This window comes from Chitinophaga sp. CCNWYY40, assembly GCF_037483205.1.
Lineage (GTDB): Bacteria > Bacteroidota > Bacteroidia > Chitinophagales > Chitinophagaceae > Chitinophaga > Chitinophaga ginsengisegetis.
Genome location: NZ_JBBHLF010000002.1, coordinates 269,534 through 289,565, shown reverse-complemented (window position 1 = coordinate 289,565; position 20,032 = coordinate 269,534). Strand labels below are relative to the sequence as shown.

Genomic DNA, 20,032 nt, shown 5'->3' with positions numbered 1-20,032 from the left:
TCTACCAGGGACACAGTTCATGAGCTAACGTCTTTACGAAAAGTTCCTCGCATTAATCTACTTTCTCAACGATCACTGCATTCATAAAACACAAACCCCAAACATCCGGCATATAGCAACCAATTTTTATGGTTTCTCCATCTTTTAAATAACCTGTATAAGAAAGATAGTTGTTAACATTATCCTTACCTACAATTGTATTATCACATACTCCATTACTGCTACCCATTTTTACCCAAATTTTTGATGGTGCAAAATCAGCTGTAGTACTTGAAAGTATCTTCACATTGTAAGTGCCTGCAGGTAAGCCCATTCCAGGCACACCAATTACTTCATAGTTATAGTTTTGTGTAGCTGGATTAAAATTCAAAGCATAATTTAACCTCGCACTTTTAGAAACAACTGCTGGAAAAATATCGGTATAAATATTAGCAGGAGCTTCATTGTCATTCCCATAGTTACCACCATACTTTGCCCAATGAGTTGGATCAGTACTAACAGTATTGATTGACCAACCTGATACAGGGTCTGTTGCTGTTTGAATTGATGCTGTTGGGTCGCCTGTTAAAGTTGCCCAGTCAGGATGAGAAGCAGCGGTTGTGCTGGCGAAATTAAATTTGCCAAAATTGGTTCTTGGATTAGCCGTTGTTGTTTTTTCAATCAATAATATTGCAACGGTTTGACCATAATAGGATATGTTCTGATTGAATTGAAAATTAGCTAAAGCGGACATATTCATAACTATCTCTCCAGATGCATTCGGTTTAACATTATAATGGTCTGTTGTAAACATTGTGTTAAAACCCTCCAATCTACTTTGAGCGATACTGCCGTTCAATTCTGACCTGGTACCAGTTTTATTATTTGAATTAAATAAAGCTCCTGAAGTATTAGAGTTGTATATAATTACATCATAATATTTATTTACATCCAGTCCGGTTAACTTCCATTGCGCTGGATTAACATTTGAGTATTTGAATGCTGTTTTGAACATATCGGCACTCATACCCATGTAATTATGATTAAGTCCATCAGTTGTAATTCCGTCAGGGTTGCTAACTACTGTAAAACCTTTTGTACTTGTACCATTTTTAATGTCTTTCAAATTTGATACAGTTGTATTGTTAGCCGCTGAAGTAACGTTGTTGATAGTATATAAGTTAAAAGTTGAATTACTGCCAAGATTCAACATATAATACTTATGATCTTTAGCGGTTGTCAGACTATCCAAAACTGTATTCAATCGGTTTGTAAAATTCATTTTATCAGTTCCATTGTTCAATTTATCTACAATTAATTTTGCTCTGGACCAATCATAAAACTTCAATTTTTCTTCTGCTTTTGTAACATAATTATTGCAGGTAGTTGTTAAGTTTTTGCTGTGAAAAAGTAAAAAGTCAGTTTCAAAATCAAATGGGGCAATTCTTTTATCATAAACATAATTATTCCATGTACCCTTATCATGTTCACTATTCCAGGCTATTAACGTTAATGGAGGGTATATACCTTTTGGATTGGCAGCATTGATGCTATTAACATCATCTAAGGTTGAATATTGGGAAGTGAACGGAACTCTTGTATCATTATAAGAATGGACAAACAAAAATGGTATATCTTTTACTATATCTCCATTCCCTGTAAGTGCTACATCATTAAAAGTTGTATTGGAAGCGATACCACCAGCTAACAGATTTGGATTACCTAAAGCAACGTTAGTTGTTCCTGCACCGCCAGAAGACAAACCAGTTACATATACTCTATTTGAATCAATTGCATATCCATTAACAGCATAATTAAGTGCTTTTTGTGCGGTTGCTAAAGTCCAAAGTCCATCATGCAATTGAGGACAAACAACAACACACTGCATAGGAAACAACTTATCATGCAAAAAGTATGGTAATCCTTCAGCTTCCAGTAATAATTGATTAATATCATCGTTATTCTCAACGCCATTAACTCCAACTCCATGCAAGAATATTATTAAAGGGTAACCACCTGGTTTTAATGAATCATAACCTTGTGGCAAGTAAACCCATGTTTTCAAATTTGGGTTATTAGAATCATATTTGTTGTCTAAATAACCTCCTGAACTAAACATATCCGATGGTCTGGCAACTGATACATCAATATCATCAGTGTAAGTTGAACCATGATTATCAGTGACAGTTAAACGATATGTAGATCTGGCAGCAACAGGAATTCCTGTAACTCCTGTATTTATACCGTTTACGTTTGAAAATGTAACGCCTGTTATATTAGAAATAACTGACCATTGATAGGAAGCAACTGAAAGAGAAGGATTGTTGATTGTTACGTTTCCATAAAAGTTGGTAGTACTAATATTTTCATTTAAATATTGATCTAAACCTGCATTGACAGTTATTCCATTCCCTCCTGGCCCCCCTGGGATATTATCATCAACTACAGCTTTGACTACATTACTCCAGTTGGAAAAATACCCGTCCCGGAAATAGATCCGCATTCGGTAAAAGCTGCTATCAGGGCTGATAGCAAGTGTGTTTTCAGAAGGTGATGTAATAGTTTTAAAATCATTATAGAGGCCGTTTATATAAGCGCTCCGTTGTACAATGTACTTAACAACATCGGTATTGGAAGTAAAATAGCTGGCGAGTGCATTCCTCATTGCATTAAACATTACCAGGTACCCCTGGTCATTCAAATGGATATTATCGCCGAACTGCAATGAAGGTTGTAATACATCGGGATTAGCAGGGTCTTCCAGGAGGTGATACGCATAGATGCATCTGGCTCCGAAAGTTTTACGCAGGTTATCTGCAGTTTGCCTCAGTTTAAGGCGCTGTGGAGCACCGAAAGCCGTACGGGGAATACTGCTCATTACCAACAACTGTACACCAGCTTTTTTGCAGGCTTCGTCTATCAGCAAGGTATTAGAGAGCGCCTCTTCTGTAGACATCTCACCGCCACTGGCCTGGGATGCATAGTCGTTACTGGTATTAATGAGGATAATAATATTATTCCCATCAGCAATTGCCTTGGTGACGTTCATCGTCGAGTCTACAAAGCTATTGCTGCCTGTAGGCGCCAGATTGCGGGAATTATATCCATCTTTACAATAGTTCGTCAGCCGTGCATTGGAAGATACTGCATAAATATAAGCCTGCAGCTTTCCGGCAATGGAGTTGGCCGGTGTACTGGCATAACTCCCCGCCCCCTGGCTGTCTCCAATCAGGGCTATCTTCGGCGACTGATACAGCTCCCTGTCTGACTGCCACCATTTCAGCTGCATACTGTTGGCATCAATAGACATAGCAGCCAGCGAAACAGGCGGCACACCAACACCTCCACCGCCGGAGAACCTTACCGGTATAGTATCCTGTCCGGCAATAGCGATAGCACTGTCTCCTATATTTTCCAGGGAAAGTTTTTTGAATACTGTATTTCCATCGCCCTGGTTATACAGAAAGCCCTGTACATTTTTGGAGGCATTTTTTACCTGGAGCTCAGCACCAACAACCATGACAGTATCTTGCTTAACTCTGAATGCTGATTGCCCAAGAGCCAGATGGGTTATGGTTAACAAGGCGAGTGTTAGTAACACTCGAAGTTTCTTGAAAAATTGCTTTTTCATTATTAGGTATTTTTAGGGATGTTTGAATCACGTAGCCGTTCGTACCTCTTTTAGCGTGCTGTATCCTCTGTCGGATTTCTGGATCAGCAGCTTGACCGAACGAAAAATACCAATAACATAGAACTTAAACATATAAATCATAGATATTAGGACCTGGAATAAGGGTACAAAACGGCAATTGCTATTCAACAAGATATCTTAATAGTATCATACAATATCAAGGGGTTTATCCGGGGATAAGATACAGGAGATATAGGCACTAAAAAAATCACGAATATGCAGAACGTCCACTATCTTATATAGGTAAGGTACATGACATTGTATAAAAAAATCCTTGTTGGATTAACTTATTTAGGTGACTGTTTTTATAAAACTAAGGTACAGGCTAGGGGTACAAAAAACAATAACACTTTCATGTAATTAATTATATTCGAAGTTCAGATCAACCCTAATTACCTTTGCCATGAAGTATTTAACTACATGTTTGTTAAGTGTTTTTTTTGTGTTGCCGGCCTTTCCCCAGTCCAGCTTTTAGATTAAAAGGGATAGCGTTAAAGTTCATTACGCGGAACTTATTATTGAGAACACTATAAAGTACATATCCGGTATTCTGCATAATAAAGGAGAGGAACCCACCAAATTTCGCCTGCTCCGGCTTGAAAACCTCAGTGATACAGCTATTGCTATTACCGGTCAGGATACGGTGAGATTTAAATCGGGGTTCAATTTTACAAACGATGGTATAGGGCTCAATCTTTCTGCCCTGTAACAGCAGACGGTATAAATCGCTCCGGACGGCTGCCAAAGATGAGTTTATTCAGCTGGACTAGTTCCTGTTGTAATACCACAATGGTACCCTGTGCCTTTTCCGATTACAAAGCTATCGTGGCAAATTATTGGTTCGATTTTCCACGAAAAACTCGTTTTTGACGGAAGTCATTATCGAACCGCCGGACTCAATGAAGCCATCAAGCTAATATGCGGTCTGAATGCGGATTTTGATAAAAATAAAAATGGACAAACCGAAGCAATTTTCGATTTGTCCATCTCGTGCCCAGAACTGGATTCGAACCAGCACACCCTTGCAGGCGCTGCGACCTGAACACAGTGCGTCTACCAATTTCGCCATCTGGGCAACTGATATTGTGTCAGGGAGCGCAAAGATAAGCAGCTATTTTAATTTTCCAAAAAAATAACGCCAACGCCTACACTAATAGTTAAAAATAAAGCCAAATGCCGTAATGCTGAAAGGCATCCCGCCCTTCGCCACCAGGTACAGATCATGCACACCTTCGGCATGACGCAGGTTACCCGTTAACTTCAACGCATAAGTACTGTCTCCTGTATAAGGAATATCAAGGGTGCCAATAATTTTACCTTTGGGTTTATCTATCCGGAACTCGAGCCGGGCATTGCTCTTTTTATGCTCCGATGCCACTTCCACGCGGAAGCCTATTTCACCAAGACTTAAATTTACCTGGGCAAAGCTGAGATAACTACCCTCCTTCATCTGGAATTCTGTTGCACGATTCCCCTTTTTAGCCGCCGGCGCCACCGTCTGTCCCATAACAGATACCGGCACGAAAGCAAAAAGCAGCAATAACATCAGCCTCATAAGGATAGGATAGGTTGTCTTCTTCTCTTTTTTTTGATGACCAGGAATGAATTTTCCCGGTGATAAATTAATAATAAAAATCCTAAATTAAGGAATTATGTAATATTATAGCAAAATAATAACCTGGGCTGGTCAGTCTATACCCACAAAAAAGCCCGTAACAACGATTGTTACGGGCGTAAATTCTCTATTGTACAGGGCTATATACCCGCCAGCCGGGCGTAAATTTCCATCATCCCCGCCTGGCCCAGCAACTCCTTCTCCGGACGGTTGCCCAGCAGGTTGTTGCTGCCGTTCCGGTCCTGCTCCCATACCTTATCGGCATACTCCTGCATGGCACGGATGTACTTCGGATTGTTATCTATCTTGTACAGCGCCTCATATCCCCGCAGCAACACGGCATTAAACCAGTACGATGAAGGAAACCGTCCGTTCCTGAAAAAACGCCGGTAGCTGCCTTCCGCAATATGACGGGCCTCTTTTAAATACTGCGTATGCTTTGTAATACGATACAGCTTTACATTGGCTTCCAGCATAACGCCGGCATTGTAAGTATACGTGGCCGAATCAATACGGTTATTTTCTGCCGGTTTTATAGCATCCCAATATACGCCGTCTTCATCGCGCAGATACCTGTTTACCCAGTTGTATAACAGCAAGGCTGTATCCAGGTAGGTTTGCTTATGAACGGCATCGTACAATTGCAGCGCCAGTAAAATAGCCGGTCCGTTAGAGCAGGTATTCTTTGTGGTGATGTCTCTTTCTTTCCAATATAAACCGCCGCCGCTAACGGTATCATAACCTGTCATCATAAAACGGTAGATCTCCTCTCCTTTATCCAGGTACCATTTCTTCCTGGTACGCGTATAGGCATCGAGGTAGGCAATACCAATCCACTGGTTATCGTCGTAATAACGGTCCTCGCGCCTTTCCTTCACTACGTAGGAGGCGTATCCCGGCGCGGGCGGAATGGCATCATAATACTGGTTAATAGCCACCACCACCGGCGCCATATAGGTTTTGCCGGGATGGATCCGTTCCATTTCATTGGTGGCCTGTATCAGCCCGCAAAGGCCCCACAGGTCGGCATGCGGATTATGATTCTTTGTACGGTCGCTGGTTTGAATGTACAACCCGGTTTTGCGCTCATACAAATATTTATTCACTGCCTGCTGCAGCATCTCTGCCTTCTGCTTGTTGCTTTGGGCAAATACGCTGCCGGCAGACAGCAAACACCAAAAGGTAATCCTCACTATTCTTCTCCCCATCTCTATCATTTTCATTACTTCATCAGTCCCATGCTCTTCAGCTTCACCGCCGCTTCTATGAGCATGGCGCCGCTCAGCTGGGTGGTCAGATCGCTGCTGGTAGCTGTGGTAGTCCAGTTCTTGTTAAATAATACCTGCGGACGCGTAGTGCCTTTCAGCCACAACGTTTCTGCATTCAGCTGCAGGAAAGCAGCGTACTTTGCTACATCTGTGCTGCTGATGCTGCCATCTGTGATGAGCAACATCAGGTAACGCACCAGTACCCCTTTGAACAAGCCGCCATCTCCGCCGCCTTCATCTTTCAGGATATTGGCATTGGTAAATCCTCCGGCTAAAGCGTTGTTGGCGGTTTTCAACGCATCATTGATGTACACGTTCTGACCGGTGAGTTTATACAGCTCCACGCCTGCCCCAATAAACACCCCCTGGTTATAGGTGAAGTTCCAGTTTTTGGTTACCTGTCCGCTGCCGTCCTGGTTGATACCGTCCCATACAAGACCGGTCACCGGGTCCACCAGCGTGGCTTTCTGCCAGTCGTAGATCTTTTTGGCCCAGGCAATATCATCCGGGTTCTGCGTAAGACCGTACATCCGGCAGGCAATAATACACGCGGGCGCATTGGCGGGCGTGTTCTTATAATTCTTTGATTTATCCTTATTCCAGTGGATACCACCACCCCACACATCGTCCCAGCCGCCTTTAATATCGTTCCACAGCAACACGGCCACATCTTTATATTTAATATCACCGGTGGCTTCAAAGGCGCGTAAACAGGCAAGGTTCATCCACTCCATATCATCATAGAAATGGTTGATGTAAGTGCCGCCGTTCTTTGTTTTCATGCCCGCCAGCAAATCATCCATACGGGCTTTGATGGCCGGGTCATTTTTACGTATATAGGCGTCCGTTAGTACGTCCAGTGCATGTGCATTGGGCCAGTAGTTGAAGGTTGTACCGCCTGCATTATTGGCGTTAAAGTATTTTTCCTGGTTCCAGAAATTGCTGGTGAGCCCCTGCAAAGAGGAATCCCCTATCTGCGCCCAATCGAAAACATAACGTGCCTTGTTGGCTCCCGGGCCCGGGCCATCATCCACGGGTTCTTTCAAACACGCAGTGAAGGCCAGGGAGAGCATCAAAAGGGAATATCGTATCAGCTTCATAGCAGTCATTATTTTACGATGATTTCGTGGGTGTAATTTTTATCCGTGGTGAAGTACAGGTTCACATCACAATTCTTCATGTCCGCTTCTGTTGCAAACTTGTAACAGTAGTTCCACTGGTCATTGTTGGTGATAGGACGCAGTTCCCAGAAACTCAGTGGCGTAGCGGAAGTCGGACGGTTGTTATCTGCATTGGAACTTCCTATCCACTCTTCACCGGCATTGCCATCGCTGTCTTTCACGTTGATACGGAATTTGTAACGCTCATCACGGCCCCATGACTCCTGTTTGAACGTGATCAGCTGGCTCTGGATTTTCCAGGTGCCGCCACCGGCGTAATTGATCTCGAATAAAAATTTATTCAATGGCGCAAACCAAAGACCAATAGTACCTATTTCCGTTACAGTTGCAGCGGCGTTATTGAAATCCAGGCGCACACGATACACTTTAGTACCTGTGGTCTGTTCACTTTCACCACCTTCTTTTACAGCTGTACCGGCAATGGAATAAACATCCGGTGTACCGGTGTTCCTGCTGGTGAAATGATATTTACCGTTTTTGAGAGATGTATAAATTTCGTATACCCCCGGAGCAGTGGACTTCAGCTTCAGGGCTTTCGACAGGTCAGCGCCCGCTTCGGTGGCTTCACCGGTGAGGTACACATCTGTAGGGATCTCCGCAAAACCGTTGGGCCTTTCTACTTCAATGGTTTTTGTTTCGGCGGCCTTCTGGATATTATATCCTTTGGATGCCAGCACCGTCCAGATCAGTTTACCGGTGGCCAGGGAAGCGATGCCTGCTTTACCTGCTACGCTGTTCAGGTCTTTATGCGACAAGGTCAGCTTGTTCTGTACGCCACCTCCATCAGAGGAAAATTTTGCCACGGGTGAAGAGAAATCGCCGCCTGCTTTATCAAACGCTACTTCATACTGCACAAGGGAACCATCTTCCGCACGCGCCTGATCCCATTCAAAGCTCACGGTGGCGCTGGTAGTAGGCTGCAGCTTGATATACTTATTGTCCAGCGGGGCAGTTAGTTTCGGCACCGGCTGCATATTGGTGTTGAGTGAATAATCGTCTTTCTTACAACTAAAGAATAAAACACTCAGTATGATGATCAGATATTTTTGCATGTTATTACAGTTTTAGGTGGAAGGATATTACCAGTCTTGATTTTGTGAAAGATTTTTATTCTGATCGCGTTCTACGGTTGGCACCGGCCACAGGTAATGCTTTGGATTTGTAAACAACCTGTTTTCCACGATGATGTAACCGTTCGGATCTTTATTGAAAGCGCCGGAAGTTACTTTGATGCCCCTTACCGGTCTGTTCATCACTACATCGGCGGTTTTCCAGCGGCGTATATCATAAACCCGCAGTCCTTCAAACGCCAGCTCGGATCTTCTTTCCCTGCGGATCACCACACGTTGCTGATCCTGGTTAAGCGCTGCATTAAACTGGGTGGCGCCTGCATCGTTAAAGCCGGCACGCACACGGATAGGCTGAATGGTTTGATTCCATACGGCCGCATTCATCTGCCCCAGTTCATTTTTCGCTTCTGCATACATCAGCAGTACATCGGCATAACGGATCATGACCAGGTTTAATCCCGAAGCGTAGTTGGTAGCTGCGCGGTCGTAGTATTTATAGAAGTAATAACCGGTGGGAGAAGCACCCTGATCATCTACCGTATTGGTAGCAGGTACAGAACCCGGCTGGGTAAGAATGGTTTGTTCGGCTCCTGCAAAATCTATTACTTTAGATCCATGATGCAGGATAGTAGCCTCAAAACGCGGGTCCCTGTTGACATACGGCGTGTTCTCATTATAACCGGAACCGGCTTCCCCGATAGCTTTACCGTTGGTCATGATGTAATCATTCACCAGGTCCTGGGTAGGCACCAGCACACTTCTCAACGCAGCAATGGTTTGCGGCATAAAGGAACGTTGCTTGTCGTATGTTCTGCCACCGCCATATTGCAGGTCCAGGATCACTTCACTGTTGTATTCATTGGCTACGGTAAACAGGGTGCTGTAGTTACCAAATAAAGCATAGGTGCCATTCTCGGTTTTACCGATCAGCTTTTCACAATCTGTTACCACGGCTGCCCATTCGCTGCGGAACAGGTGTACACGGGCGCTCATGGCTATTGCTGCGCCACGGGTAATACGGCCACGGTCGTTCTGCGACTGCTGCGCATTAGTGGGCAGGTCTTTCTGGATATCCGCCAGCTCCGTTAATATAAACTCCTGGATGGTGTTCTTATCGGTACGTGCAATGGTGCGGGAAGCATCAATGGTGATAAGGTCTGTATAAAAAGGTACATCCCCATACCAGGCAGTGAGCTGGAAGTAAGCGTACGCACGGATAAAGCGGGTTTCTGCCAGGATGCGGGCTTTCAGCGTAGCATCCATGTTTGGTACCCGGTCGATGTTGGTGGTAACGGTATTGCACCTACGAATAGTAGTGTAATAATAAGACCACGTATCCGATACACGGCCATTGGCGCCATCATAACCGCCGTTGGCAATAGCGTTTACGTTGATCAGCCCGCCGCCGCTGTTATACGCATTATCACTCAGCGCTTCATCTCCAAAATAATAATCATCTTTTGAAAGATGTTCATAACAGGCAGTCAATGCGTCGAGGGCATCCTGTGAATCACGCCAGTAGGCAGTTTCAGTAAACTCCCGGGTGATCGGCTGATCCAGTTTACGGCAACTGAATAAGGTGCCGGCCACTAATATTGATAAAACTAATTTCTTCATACAATTGATTGTTTAGGCATCAAAACTTAACATCCAGACCAAAAGCAAAAGTGGCCGCATTCGGATAATTACGTCCTGCAATAGGATTGTAATTAGACATGGACAACTTATCATCAAACTGTGTAAACTCAGGGTCCACGCCTATTTCACGGAAGCGTTTAGGCATGATCGTTATCAGGTTCTGGCTGGTAAAGTACACCCGCACACCCTGGATACGTGCCCTGCTTAATAAAGATGCAGGCAGGTTATATCCCAGCTGGAAGTTTTTCAGACGCAGGTACTTGGTGTCAAACAGCCAGTAGTCGGAATAAGCGAAGTTGTTGGCATCTGCAGAACCGATGGTTAACCGTGGGTAGGAAGCGCCCGGGTTGGTAGGCGTCCAGCGATCCAGGTGCTGCACCATGGCGTGATCTTCGTTGTTATGGAATGCCTCCACGATATCGCCTCTCAGGAACTGGGAACGCTTGCCCACCCCCTGCCAGAACATGGTAAGGTCGAAGTTTTTCCAGCTCACGCTGTAGTTAAAGCCAAAAGTGTAACGGGGAAAAGGATTACCAAAGATGTAGCGGTCGTTTTCATCAATCACGCCATCTTTGTTACGGTCTATATATCTCACATCTCCCGGCATTACCTGCTGGTTGTAGGCAAACGGTACTTTAGGCGCGTTCTTTATATCATCCAGGTTCTGGTATAACCCCTCGGATTTATAACCGTAGTAAGAAGCGATGGGAAATCCTTCTTTAATAATAAAGGTTACGTCAGAACCACGAACAGATTCCTGGCCGAATTTAATCACCTTATTCAGGTTATCGGCGAGGTTGAAGCCAAAGTTGTGATGGAATTTACCGGTAGTCAGCCGGTAGTTCACTGCCAGCTCCCAGCCTTTGTTATTTACCTTACCTACGTTTTCCAGCGGAGCGGCTGTACCTGCGGTTCCCGGTACCGTCTGGAAAAGATAGATCCCGTCTGTTGTCTTATTAAAATAATCGAAAGACGCTGTTAAAGCACCTTTAAGGAAATCTGCATCGATACCATAGTTGCTCATGGTAGAAATTTCCCATTGCAACAGGTCGTTGTAAGTAGAGAAAGTATTACCGGGAGCAATGGAATTATTAAAGGCATAATTGGCGTTATTGATGCTCACCCTTGAGAGATAGTTGAATCCTCCGATGTTGGAGTTACCCACCTGTCCCCAGGAGTAGCGCAGTTTAAAGTTGCCGATCTTATCCTTTACTTCTTCCATGAAGGCTTCATCTGTTACTCTCCATCCCAGTGAAAACGCCGGGAAGAACTGCCAGCGGTGGCCCGGAGCCAGCTTGGAAGAACCATCGTAACGCCAGGTTACTTCTGCCAGGTATTTATCATTGTAAGCGTAGTTAAATCTTCCGAAAAGAGAATTCAGCGCATACAAATTAGGATTGCTCATATCGTTATACGTACCGATATCCCTGTAATCATAGGTGCCATCCGGTTTGGGAATATAACCGCCACCGATCGCCCAGTCGTTGTCCAGGTTGGTGGTACCAAAACGGTCGGCACGGAAACCATAGCCTTCGTTCACGGCATCACTGCGCACACCCACCTGTCCTTTTACGTAATGCTTGGCAAAGGTGTTTTCATATTCCACAGTACCGTACACGTTTGTTGTAAGGTCTTTATATTCGGAGTTGTGCATCTCATTGTACAACGGCGGTGTAGCAGTAGTATAATAAGGTGCATACGTGAATTTATTAATACGGGTAGCCGTGTTATCAATATTATAATTACCGGAAGCATTCAGGTTGATCTTAAAATGATCTGCCGGTGTGATTACTACGTCGATTCCACCCATCAGGTTATCTACTGTTCTCAGTTTGTATCCCCCCTGCGCCAGTAAAGCCATTACGCTGTTACTCGTCAGCGGTGGTACTACCCAGTTACCCAGCGTATCTTTCACGGCAGTGGTACGTGGTACGCGCATGGCATCACGCATCAGGAAGCCGATATCAGATACCTGTGTGCGGTAATTAGAGCGGGTGTAAGCTGCGTTACCGCTTACTTTCACATACTTGCTTACATCTACCGATACATTGAGGCGGGCATTGTAGCGTTTGTAGTAGAAGTCCTGCGGCACATATTTATTCTGAAGCATATTGCCCTGATCGAGGTATCCGAGCGACAACAAATAGCTGCTGGTTTTGCCGCCACCGCTTAAGCTTAAATTATGATTCTGCTGCGGGGTATATTTACGGATCATTTCGGTGAGCATGGCGGGTTCGGAACCACGGTCGTGCCACGACTTTATATCACCCGGCGTATACTGCGGCGTTTTACCGGAGTTTACGAGGGCTTCGTTTTTCAGGGTCATGTACTGCCATGCTTCCATCTGCCGGGGCAGTGTGGTAGGCATCTGCCAGCCGTACATACCATTGTAGGTAACAGAGGGGTGATCATCTTTTTTACCTTTCTTCGTAGTAATATAGATTACACCATTGGCGGCCTGTGAACCATAGATAGCGGCGGATGCGGCATCTTTCAGTACAGAAATGGTTTCCACATCGTAGGGGTTCAGGTTCTGCAAACCATTACCTCCTGCCTGCACGCCATCAATGATCACGAGTGGAGCGTTGCCGGTTAAGCTACCTACTCCACGGATGTTCATTGTCATCGGAGCGCCGGGTTCGGCGGTGTTCTGCTGCATGATGAGGTTAGGCGCCTGTCCCTGCAATGCCTGGAACATGTTTACTGCCGGCCTGCTGGTAATATCTTTTGAATTAATGGTGCTGATGGAAGCAGTTACCTGTGTTTTCTTTTGCTGGCCATAAGCTGTTACCACGATCTCACCCAGGTCTTTGGAATCTACATTCAGCATGGCAATGATGCTGGTTCTTCCACTGATGGATATTTCAGAAGATACATACCCTACAGAAGAAAACACCAGGGTACCATTAGCGGCGCTGGCAGGGATCTTCAGGGTATAATTACCTTCTGCATTGGTAACGGTACCAACGCTCATTCCTTTTACACGCACGTTGGCGCCGGGAATAGTTTGGCCTTTGTTATCCACTACGCGGCCGGTAATGGTAATATCCTGCTGCTGATCACCGTTGGCAGTAAGATTACTACGCTTCAGGATAATTTTATTGGCGATGAATTCATAGTTGATTTCCAGCGGCAGCAGGATCATCTGCAGTACATCATCCAGTTTGTTATCCTTTACATTCAGGGATATTTTTTGTGCGGCTTTAATATCATCGTTGGAATACACGAAAACCAGGGAGGTTTGTGCTTCAATCTTTTCCAGTACCAGTGCAAGGCTGGCATTATCAACCTGCAGGCTGATCAGTCGGTTCATTGCCGGAGGTCTTTCCCGTTCCTTTACCGGCTGATGTTGCACCTGCCGGCGTAACCCTGCCGCATAGGCTACCTGCGCGTGCAGATCCAGCACGCTCAGCAGCGATAAGCAGATTATCAGCGACAGGAAAGGCGGACGAAAAGAAGGCTTGTATAATACCTTTCTCATAACGTAGTGGTGATTAAAAATGAATAAATATTGGTGTGGGCTTGATGTTTGTTATTCTCCTATAACTAATGTTGAATCGGTGATGCGGTAGTGGAATGCTTTTGATTTACTGAGGTAGTACATAATATCTTCCAGGGAATTATTATGGAAAGCCCCGGTTAACCGGTACTGTTTGGGTGCATTGGCTTCAAACTCTACCCGCTTGTTGAAGTTGCGTTGCAGGCTGGCGCCGATTTCCTCCAGTGTGGCGTTTCTGAAAATAAGCCGTCCTTCTGTCCAGGCTTTATCTTCCGACCCGATGGTGTTGCCTTTGATCAGAGTACCGCTGCTGGCGGTATAGGTTACTTTTACATCCGGCGTTACCAGGATGGTATCGCTGATCTTTTTAGTGCCTTCATAACGGGGAATGAAGGCCACCTTGCCTGTTACCACGGCGGTTTGCACAGGTTCATTTTCATAGGCCCGGATATTGAAAGAAGTACCCAGTACTTTGATGGTACCCTTTTTCAGGTGTACAATAAATGGACGTTTGGCGTTGGTGGCTACATCAAAAAAGGCCTCCCCTTCGAGGAAGATCTCGCGGCTATCGCCCCGGAACTTTTCGGGGTAAGTGATCACGCTTTCCGCATTGAGCCAGATCTTACTGCCATCGGCCAGTTCAATAAACGACCGGGTAGCCTTGCCGTTACTGCGTTTCACCCATTGTTCCCGTCCGGCATCCGGTGTTTGACGTGTAGCGTTAAAAAACCAGAGGGCGCCAACCGGTAACAATATGGCAGCAGCAACAGCGGCTACCCATTTCCATCTCCCGGACCTTTTAGGCTCCATCGGATGGATGTTAGTCGTTTGTTGTTTTATCTTAGACAGCGTCCGTTGCAGGGCCTGTTCCGTGTTTCCGGCCGACAGGTGCAGCGGGTCTTTAAAATAGTGGTGGAGATGATGATATTTTTCTTTCAGTACCGGGTACTGTTCCAGCAGGGCATCCAGCTCCGCCAGTTCTGCGGGGGTTGCAGCTCCCGCCAGTTTACGGGTAACCAGTAAGACGAAATGTTCTTCGTTTATCATAAAATGGAATCGTGTTCAGGTATAAGGACAGGTAGCGGAAGGAAAACTACTTACAAGCGGAGAAAAAAAATTTTGAGGGGGTCGTGCTAGTACAACATCCGGCAGGAGATGGCCAGTAAAATGATCAGCGGAGGCAATACGCCTTTGGTTTTGCCGATGGAACCCAACCCTTCATTCAGCCGGCGCATGGCGCGGAAAAGCTGCGTTTCCACGGTTCTGGGAGAGATATTGAGGATTTCCGCGACTTCCTTGTATTTGAAGCCGTCTTCCTTGATCAGCTGAAAAATGCGGCGGCATTGGGCCGGCAGCGCGGACACGATCTGGTCCATTTTAAAACGCATCTCCTTCCATTCCAGGTCGCGCTCCAGGTCGATGCTGTTACGCAGGTCGGCTGTATCCGAACCGGACAGCGGTACAATGCGCAGATGGGAATATTGCTCCAGGTAATTGAGTGAGTGATTTTTTACGGCTACAAAAAGATATACCTCCAGGTTGGATACCTCCTCTATTTCCTTGCGGCGGTTCCAGAGCTTTACAAAAACGTCGGACACTATTTCTTCTGCCGCTTCCCTTACATGTACATACCGGATACAGAAATGCAACAAACGGTCGTACAGATGACGGAACAAACGGGCAAATGCCTGTTCATCATCATAACGCGCAATCTGCATCTGCCATTCACTAATCTCATCCATCTTCATGTGTATGCTAAAACGTTTTTGCTTAGTGGACAAAAAAAACGAGAATCAGCGGTTCTCTTTTATTGTTCTGGTTGTTTATCGTGAAACTTTGGTTGACATCATTGCAATGACAATGTTATAAAAAAAGATCAATATAAACAATTATCCCTGCTGATATATAAATAAATCGATATTCAATAGCGCATTTATGCAATACCAGCGGGGATTCCGCTTACACCCACCCTTCCTTTACCGCCTTCACCACCAGCTCGGCTGCCGATTTGATCCCTGTTTTTTTCAGCATGTTTTTACGGTGCTTGTCCACCGTAAGCTTACTGATATTTAAATGCGTGGCGATCTCCCGGCTGGGCATACTGGCCAGCACCAAACGGAGGATCTCTTTTTCTCTTTTGGTCAGGACTTCCCTGCTGGGCGTGAGCGTTCTCCTGATTTCCACATTGGTAAAGGAAGGCTCTCCATCCAGCCCTATAAAAGACAGTACCGGGCGGCCGGTAGATTTCAGATGGGTAATATCCGTATGCACACATAAGGTGCGCAATACAGCGCCGGTTTCATCGTGCTGTATGCAGGTGGCCTGCTGCAGTATCCGCACATATTCGCCATTGGCTTTCCTCAGCCGCAGATCGTAGCGCGCTTTATACTTCAGTACTTTTTCCGGCGGCAGCCGGGAAAAGAAATCCACTGTCGCCTGCTCAAATTCGAGGAAGCTCGGTACATCTTCCGGGTGAATACGCGACATCATCTCGGTAATTGTACATTCATCCGCGTTATAACCGAGTACTTCGGATACGCCCGGATGCATGTAGTCGAGTTCTCCCCTTACCGCATTAAATATAAAATAGTAGCACGCTCCCACCTGGAAAAAACTAAGCACCTTCTTGTGTAGTTCCATCTCCAGCGCCAGATCCGGCGGGTCGTTGCGCTCAGCCAGTATATTCCAGACCTTCCTGGTTTCTTCATAAATGCGAATCTTCATGGTACGAGGGAGATATTACAATGTAAACCGTAAACAAACCTGCTAAAAAGAGCCGTTGACGGGCATTCCCGCAACGCCAACTAGCTCAGCAGATTAAAAGATACAAAAACAATTGTGATACTTATGCATATCAATGCAACCAGGAAAGTATAATCTGCCACCTGCTCCAACCGCTCACTGTTTCTTCCATCCCTGCTTTTCAACGATAAAAAAGACAACAGGCAACTCGCCATCAACAGGATGGCGGCTATCCCGGTACAATCATCTATAATGGTAGCATGATTAAAATGCGCCACTTTAATGGAAGTGAGTACGATCAGGCAAAAGCCCAGCAGATTGGTAGAAGTGTTCAGTATGTGCGGCGACTTACTTTGATTTGCCATAGCCCCTATATTAAATGTTAATCATGATTAACAAAAGTCTTGTATTGCAAATGAATAAATTTTGTTGATAGTTTAGGGTCCTGATACCAGATCTTATGAAAAAAATAACACTTATAGCCCTGTGTTTGCCCGCATTCATAAATGCCCAACCCGCGAAATACATCCTGAACGGCAAACTGACCAAACAGAGCGGACCCGCCAAAGTATACCTGAACAAAGTAGTGAACGAAGCCCTGGTAGTAGATTCCGCAGTGGTACAAAATGGTGAATTCCGCTTTGAAGGCACCGTAGAAGGTCCCATCCGTGCCATGCTCATCCTCGATACCAAAGGAGGCGGCATCGATTTTATGCAACTCCCCCCGGATGCGGATACCCGGATCTTCTTCCTGGAAGAAGGAACCACCAAAGTAGTGATCAACGAACGCGTGAGCAAAGCCCGTATCTCTTCCCCACTCAATGAGGAAGAAATTAATTTTAATAAGTCCATGAAATCTGTCCTGAAATCTATCCGCCAGCTTTCAAAGGAATACAACAGGGCGCCGGCCAGTAAAAAAGACGACAAAGGATTCCAGCAGCAAATGGCCCTGCGCTACCAGGTATCCTATGAAGCACAAAAACTCCTTCAACATAAATACATCGCCGAAAATCCCAACTCCTTTTTCAGCCTTATGGCACTGGAAGAACTGGCCGGTCTGGATGTAAACCCCGACATGATAGAACCTATCTTCCTTAAACTCTCCGAAGAAATACGCAATACCACCGAAGGAAAAGCCTTTGCAGCAGAAATTGCCCGCGCCCGGAGCCTCACGGTTGGATCAGACGCCCCCGACTTTGAAGTGCCCGACATAAACGGGAAAATGGTGAGGCTGTCCGACTTCAAAGGCAAAACCGTATTCCTGGATTTCTGGGCCTCCTGGTGCGAGCCCTGCAGACGCGAACACCGCAAGATCCTGGAAGCCTACAAACAGTTCAAGGATAAAAACTTTACCATTATCAGCGTGGCACTCGACCCGCCGGCCGACCGGAAATATTTGCTCGAAGCCATTAAAGAAGACAGCATGGTATGGACCAACCTCGCTGATCCTAAAATAGATAAAAACCAGGCTGCCAGGGTGTATGGCGTGAAGGCTATCCCGCAGAACTTCCTGATAGATTCTACCGGCATGATCTTTAATAAAGACCTCTCCGGGGAATCACTCTACCAGCAATTAAACAGTTTACTGAACAAACAGAATGAGTAAAAAGCCATACATTTGCCTTCGTTAGTTATAAATATAATTTATTGTAAATATATAATACATGGACAAACAGCCCCTGTTCTGGGCCGCTAATCTCAAATTATTACGGACACGAAAAAAGATTTCCCAACAACATTTATCGGACCTACTTGGACTGAACCGGAACAAGATCACCGCACAGGAAAGCGGCAAAACGCGCAATCCCCGGATGGACGACCTGGCGCTGATTTCCGGCTATTTCAAAATAGACCTGGACCTCATGGTAAAAACAGACCTGTCGCAGCTGCCGGAAGAACAACTGCTGGAGCTGGAAGCCGGGAAGAAAGTGGATCTAACAGGCAGGCATATACGTATTCTCCCCATTACGGTCGATAACAGCAACGAAGAAAACATGGAGTTTGTACCGGCACGTGCCAGGGCAGGCTACCGTAGCGGTTTCAGCGACCCGGCGTTTATTTCGGCATTGCCCAAATTTACCCTGCCAGGTTTACCCAGGGGCAAAACCATCCGCATGTTCCCTATCAGCGGCGACTCAATGGAGCCTATTCCGGATGGGAGTCACGTTATTGCGCAGTACCTGCAGGACTGGTCCCATTTAAAAGATAACACCGCCTGCATCCTGGTGCTGAAAGGCGGAGAAGAAGAAATTGTATTTAAAGTGGTAGGCAACCACATTAAACAAAACGGTACCTTATCGCTGCATTCACTGAACCCTCAATATGAAACGGTAACCGTGGCGATTGAAGAGGTACTGGAGATATGGACTTTCATCGGTTATATGAGCAAACAGTTCCCGGAGCTGAACTAAACCAATCCCGCCAGCGCAAGGCTTCCCGGTGGAAGATAATGGAGGGTTTCCAGCTCCTCCGGCGCCCTGATATTTTTGAACACGCCACCAGCGACCAGGATAATCCGGTCGCTGGTGGCGCGTAGAAGATCCGTTTACTTATAATTCTCCCGGAACGCCTGCAATGCCTGTTCCATCCGGACTTTCAGCTTCTCTCCCTGCGGCCCGTCGCCGGGTTTGGCAATATGAAAAAGCGCCAGTGTATTATTTTCTTTCAGCTCCCGGCTGCCTTTGTCGCTCTCCGCTATGTGTACTACCGGGCCATCAAATTCCAGCCCGATATAATAGTCATAGAACACGCCTTTGATAGAGCTTACCGGTGCGCTCAGGCGGTAAAGACTATAACTGTTTTCCACCGGGTAGCGGAAGGTCACCGACAGGATACCGTCTTCGCTCACGCGGAAAGACGATTCAATTTTAGCGCCCGCCTCTGTGAGATAGGATAACTCCGGCGGATATACGACGGCGGCATCGTTGAGTATTTTGGTAAATACGGCGGCGGCTTTGGCCCTGCTTCCCGGGTTGATTGCCTGTTGCGCGAAGCTGTGAATGCTGAAAATGGTCAGCAGGATGCCGACAAATAAGTAGCGTTGTTTCATAGGTATAATTTCCGGATAGGTGATTTGTTTACGCCTGTAAATATAATATTTTTAAACTATATATCTATTCCCCGGAAATTGAATGATAAAATTGCCGTCTTTGTATACCTGCAGGGAGATACAGCCTTCCGTCAGACCCGCTTCTTTTTAAGATTGTTTACAATCTTTTAAATTTCATTAACAAGTTATTTTTCTCTTTCATACTAATTTCATCCTCACATTAAGAGACCTGTGATTTGTTCAGAAAATCGATTTAGCAAAATAAGAATTTTATCAGACCAAAAGTAAATTAATAACAGA

14 protein-coding genes and 1 tRNA gene are annotated in these 20,032 nt (G+C 45.5%); 2 read left to right on the top strand and 13 right to left on the bottom strand.

The window, feature by feature from the left end:
- Window positions 1-52: 52 nt before the first annotated feature.
- From V7S65_RS06825 to V7S65_RS06770, 12 genes are all read right to left on the bottom strand, one after another.
- A complete protein-coding gene (locus V7S65_RS06825) occupies window positions 53-3,610 on the bottom strand; it encodes a PKD domain-containing protein (RefSeq protein ID WP_336388758.1) in 3,558 nt (1,185 codons plus the stop codon).
- 1,051 nt (window positions 3,611-4,661) lie between these two features.
- Window positions 4,662-4,745, bottom strand: a tRNA-Leu gene (locus V7S65_RS06820).
- Window positions 4,746-4,820: 75 nt separating this feature from the next.
- A complete protein-coding gene (locus tag V7S65_RS06815) occupies window positions 4,821-5,225 on the bottom strand; it encodes a carbohydrate-binding protein (RefSeq protein WP_079467584.1) in 405 nt (134 codons plus the stop codon).
- Between the two features lie 200 nt (window positions 5,226-5,425).
- A complete protein-coding gene (locus V7S65_RS06810; protein WP_336388759.1) occupies window positions 5,426-6,493 on the bottom strand; it encodes a glycoside hydrolase family 76 protein in 1,068 nt (355 codons plus the stop codon).
- A 14-nt stretch (window positions 6,494-6,507) separates the two neighbouring features.
- Window positions 6,508-7,653 (bottom strand): glycoside hydrolase family 76 protein, encoded by a 1,146-nt coding sequence (locus V7S65_RS06805; protein ID WP_336388760.1) that lies wholly within the window; start codon window positions 7,651-7,653, stop codon window positions 6,508-6,510.
- 8 nt (window positions 7,654-7,661) lie between these two features.
- Window positions 7,662-8,786 (bottom strand): SusE domain-containing protein, encoded by a 1,125-nt coding sequence (locus V7S65_RS06800; protein WP_111580433.1) that lies wholly within the window; start codon window positions 8,784-8,786, stop codon window positions 7,662-7,664.
- A 27-nt stretch (window positions 8,787-8,813) separates the two neighbouring features.
- Window positions 8,814-10,421: a RagB/SusD family nutrient uptake outer membrane protein gene (locus tag V7S65_RS06795; RefSeq protein ID WP_336388761.1), complete on the bottom strand. Its 1,608-nt coding sequence runs from the start codon at window positions 10,419-10,421 to the stop codon at window positions 8,814-8,816.
- Window positions 10,422-10,440: 19 nt separating this feature from the next.
- Window positions 10,441-13,923: a TonB-dependent receptor gene (locus V7S65_RS06790; protein ID WP_336388762.1), complete on the bottom strand. Its 3,483-nt coding sequence runs from the start codon at window positions 13,921-13,923 to the stop codon at window positions 10,441-10,443.
- Window positions 13,924-13,974: 51 nt separating this feature from the next.
- Window positions 13,975-14,988: a FecR family protein gene (locus V7S65_RS06785; RefSeq protein WP_079467589.1), complete on the bottom strand. Its 1,014-nt coding sequence runs from the start codon at window positions 14,986-14,988 to the stop codon at window positions 13,975-13,977.
- An 86-nt stretch (window positions 14,989-15,074) separates the two neighbouring features.
- Entirely contained in the window at window positions 15,075-15,689 is a 615-nt protein-coding gene (locus tag V7S65_RS06780) for an RNA polymerase sigma-70 factor (RefSeq protein WP_079467590.1), read from the bottom strand.
- 211 nt (window positions 15,690-15,900) lie between these two features.
- Window positions 15,901-16,665, bottom strand: coding sequence for a LuxR C-terminal-related transcriptional regulator (locus V7S65_RS06775; RefSeq protein ID WP_336388763.1), 765 nt, complete (start codon window positions 16,663-16,665; stop codon window positions 15,901-15,903).
- An 80-nt stretch (window positions 16,666-16,745) separates the two neighbouring features.
- A complete protein-coding gene (locus V7S65_RS06770; RefSeq protein ID WP_079467591.1) occupies window positions 16,746-17,048 on the bottom strand; it encodes a hypothetical protein in 303 nt (100 codons plus the stop codon).
- 95 nt (window positions 17,049-17,143) lie between these two features.
- On the opposite strand from V7S65_RS06770, the gene V7S65_RS06765 reads away from it, so the two are divergent.
- Window positions 17,144-18,289 carry a TlpA disulfide reductase family protein gene (locus V7S65_RS06765; RefSeq protein ID WP_336388764.1) on the top strand — a complete coding sequence of 382 codons (1,146 nt, stop codon included), beginning with the start codon at window positions 17,144-17,146 and terminating at the stop codon, window positions 18,287-18,289.
- A gap of 58 nt (window positions 18,290-18,347) precedes the next feature.
- Window positions 18,348-19,094 carry an XRE family transcriptional regulator gene (locus tag V7S65_RS06760; protein WP_079467593.1) on the top strand — a complete coding sequence of 249 codons (747 nt, stop codon included), beginning with the start codon at window positions 18,348-18,350 and terminating at the stop codon, window positions 19,092-19,094.
- A gap of 134 nt (window positions 19,095-19,228) precedes the next feature.
- Here V7S65_RS06760 and V7S65_RS06755 read toward each other — a convergent pair whose 3' ends face one another.
- Window positions 19,229-19,732, bottom strand: a complete 504-nt coding sequence (locus tag V7S65_RS06755; RefSeq protein WP_336388765.1) for a hypothetical protein — start codon at window positions 19,730-19,732, stop codon at window positions 19,229-19,231.
- Window positions 19,733-20,032 lie beyond the last annotated feature (300 nt).

Bases quoted from the DNA above. Each gene is read 5' to 3' on its own strand.
- V7S65_RS06825 (WP_336388758.1), bottom strand. From the start codon at position 3,610: ATGAAAAAGCAATTTTTCAAGAAACTTCGAGTGTTACTAACACTCGCC.
- V7S65_RS06815 (WP_079467584.1), bottom strand. From the start codon at position 5,225: ATGAGGCTGATGTTATTGCTGCTTTTTGCTTTCGTGCCGGTATCTGTT.
- V7S65_RS06810 (WP_336388759.1), bottom strand. From the start codon at position 6,493: ATGGGGAGAAGAATAGTGAGGATTACCTTTTGGTGTTTGCTGTCTGCC.
- V7S65_RS06805 (WP_336388760.1), bottom strand. From the start codon at position 7,653: ATGAAGCTGATACGATATTCCCTTTTGATGCTCTCCCTGGCCTTCACT.
- V7S65_RS06800 (WP_111580433.1), bottom strand. From the start codon at position 8,786: ATGCAAAAATATCTGATCATCATACTGAGTGTTTTATTCTTTAGTTGT.
- V7S65_RS06795 (WP_336388761.1), bottom strand. From the start codon at position 10,421: ATGAAGAAATTAGTTTTATCAATATTAGTGGCCGGCACCTTATTCAGT.
- V7S65_RS06790 (WP_336388762.1), bottom strand. From the start codon at position 13,923: ATGAGAAAGGTATTATACAAGCCTTCTTTTCGTCCGCCTTTCCTGTCG.
- V7S65_RS06785 (WP_079467589.1), bottom strand. From the start codon at position 14,988: ATGATAAACGAAGAACATTTCGTCTTACTGGTTACCCGTAAACTGGCG.
- V7S65_RS06780 (WP_079467590.1), bottom strand. From the start codon at position 15,689: ATGAAGATGGATGAGATTAGTGAATGGCAGATGCAGATTGCGCGTTAT.
- V7S65_RS06775 (WP_336388763.1), bottom strand. From the start codon at position 16,665: ATGAAGATTCGCATTTATGAAGAAACCAGGAAGGTCTGGAATATACTG.
- V7S65_RS06770 (WP_079467591.1), bottom strand. From the start codon at position 17,048: ATGGCAAATCAAAGTAAGTCGCCGCACATACTGAACACTTCTACCAAT.
- V7S65_RS06765 (WP_336388764.1), top strand. From the start codon at position 17,144: ATGAAAAAAATAACACTTATAGCCCTGTGTTTGCCCGCATTCATAAAT.
- V7S65_RS06760 (WP_079467593.1), top strand. From the start codon at position 18,348: ATGGACAAACAGCCCCTGTTCTGGGCCGCTAATCTCAAATTATTACGG.
- V7S65_RS06755 (WP_336388765.1), bottom strand. From the start codon at position 19,732: ATGAAACAACGCTACTTATTTGTCGGCATCCTGCTGACCATTTTCAGC.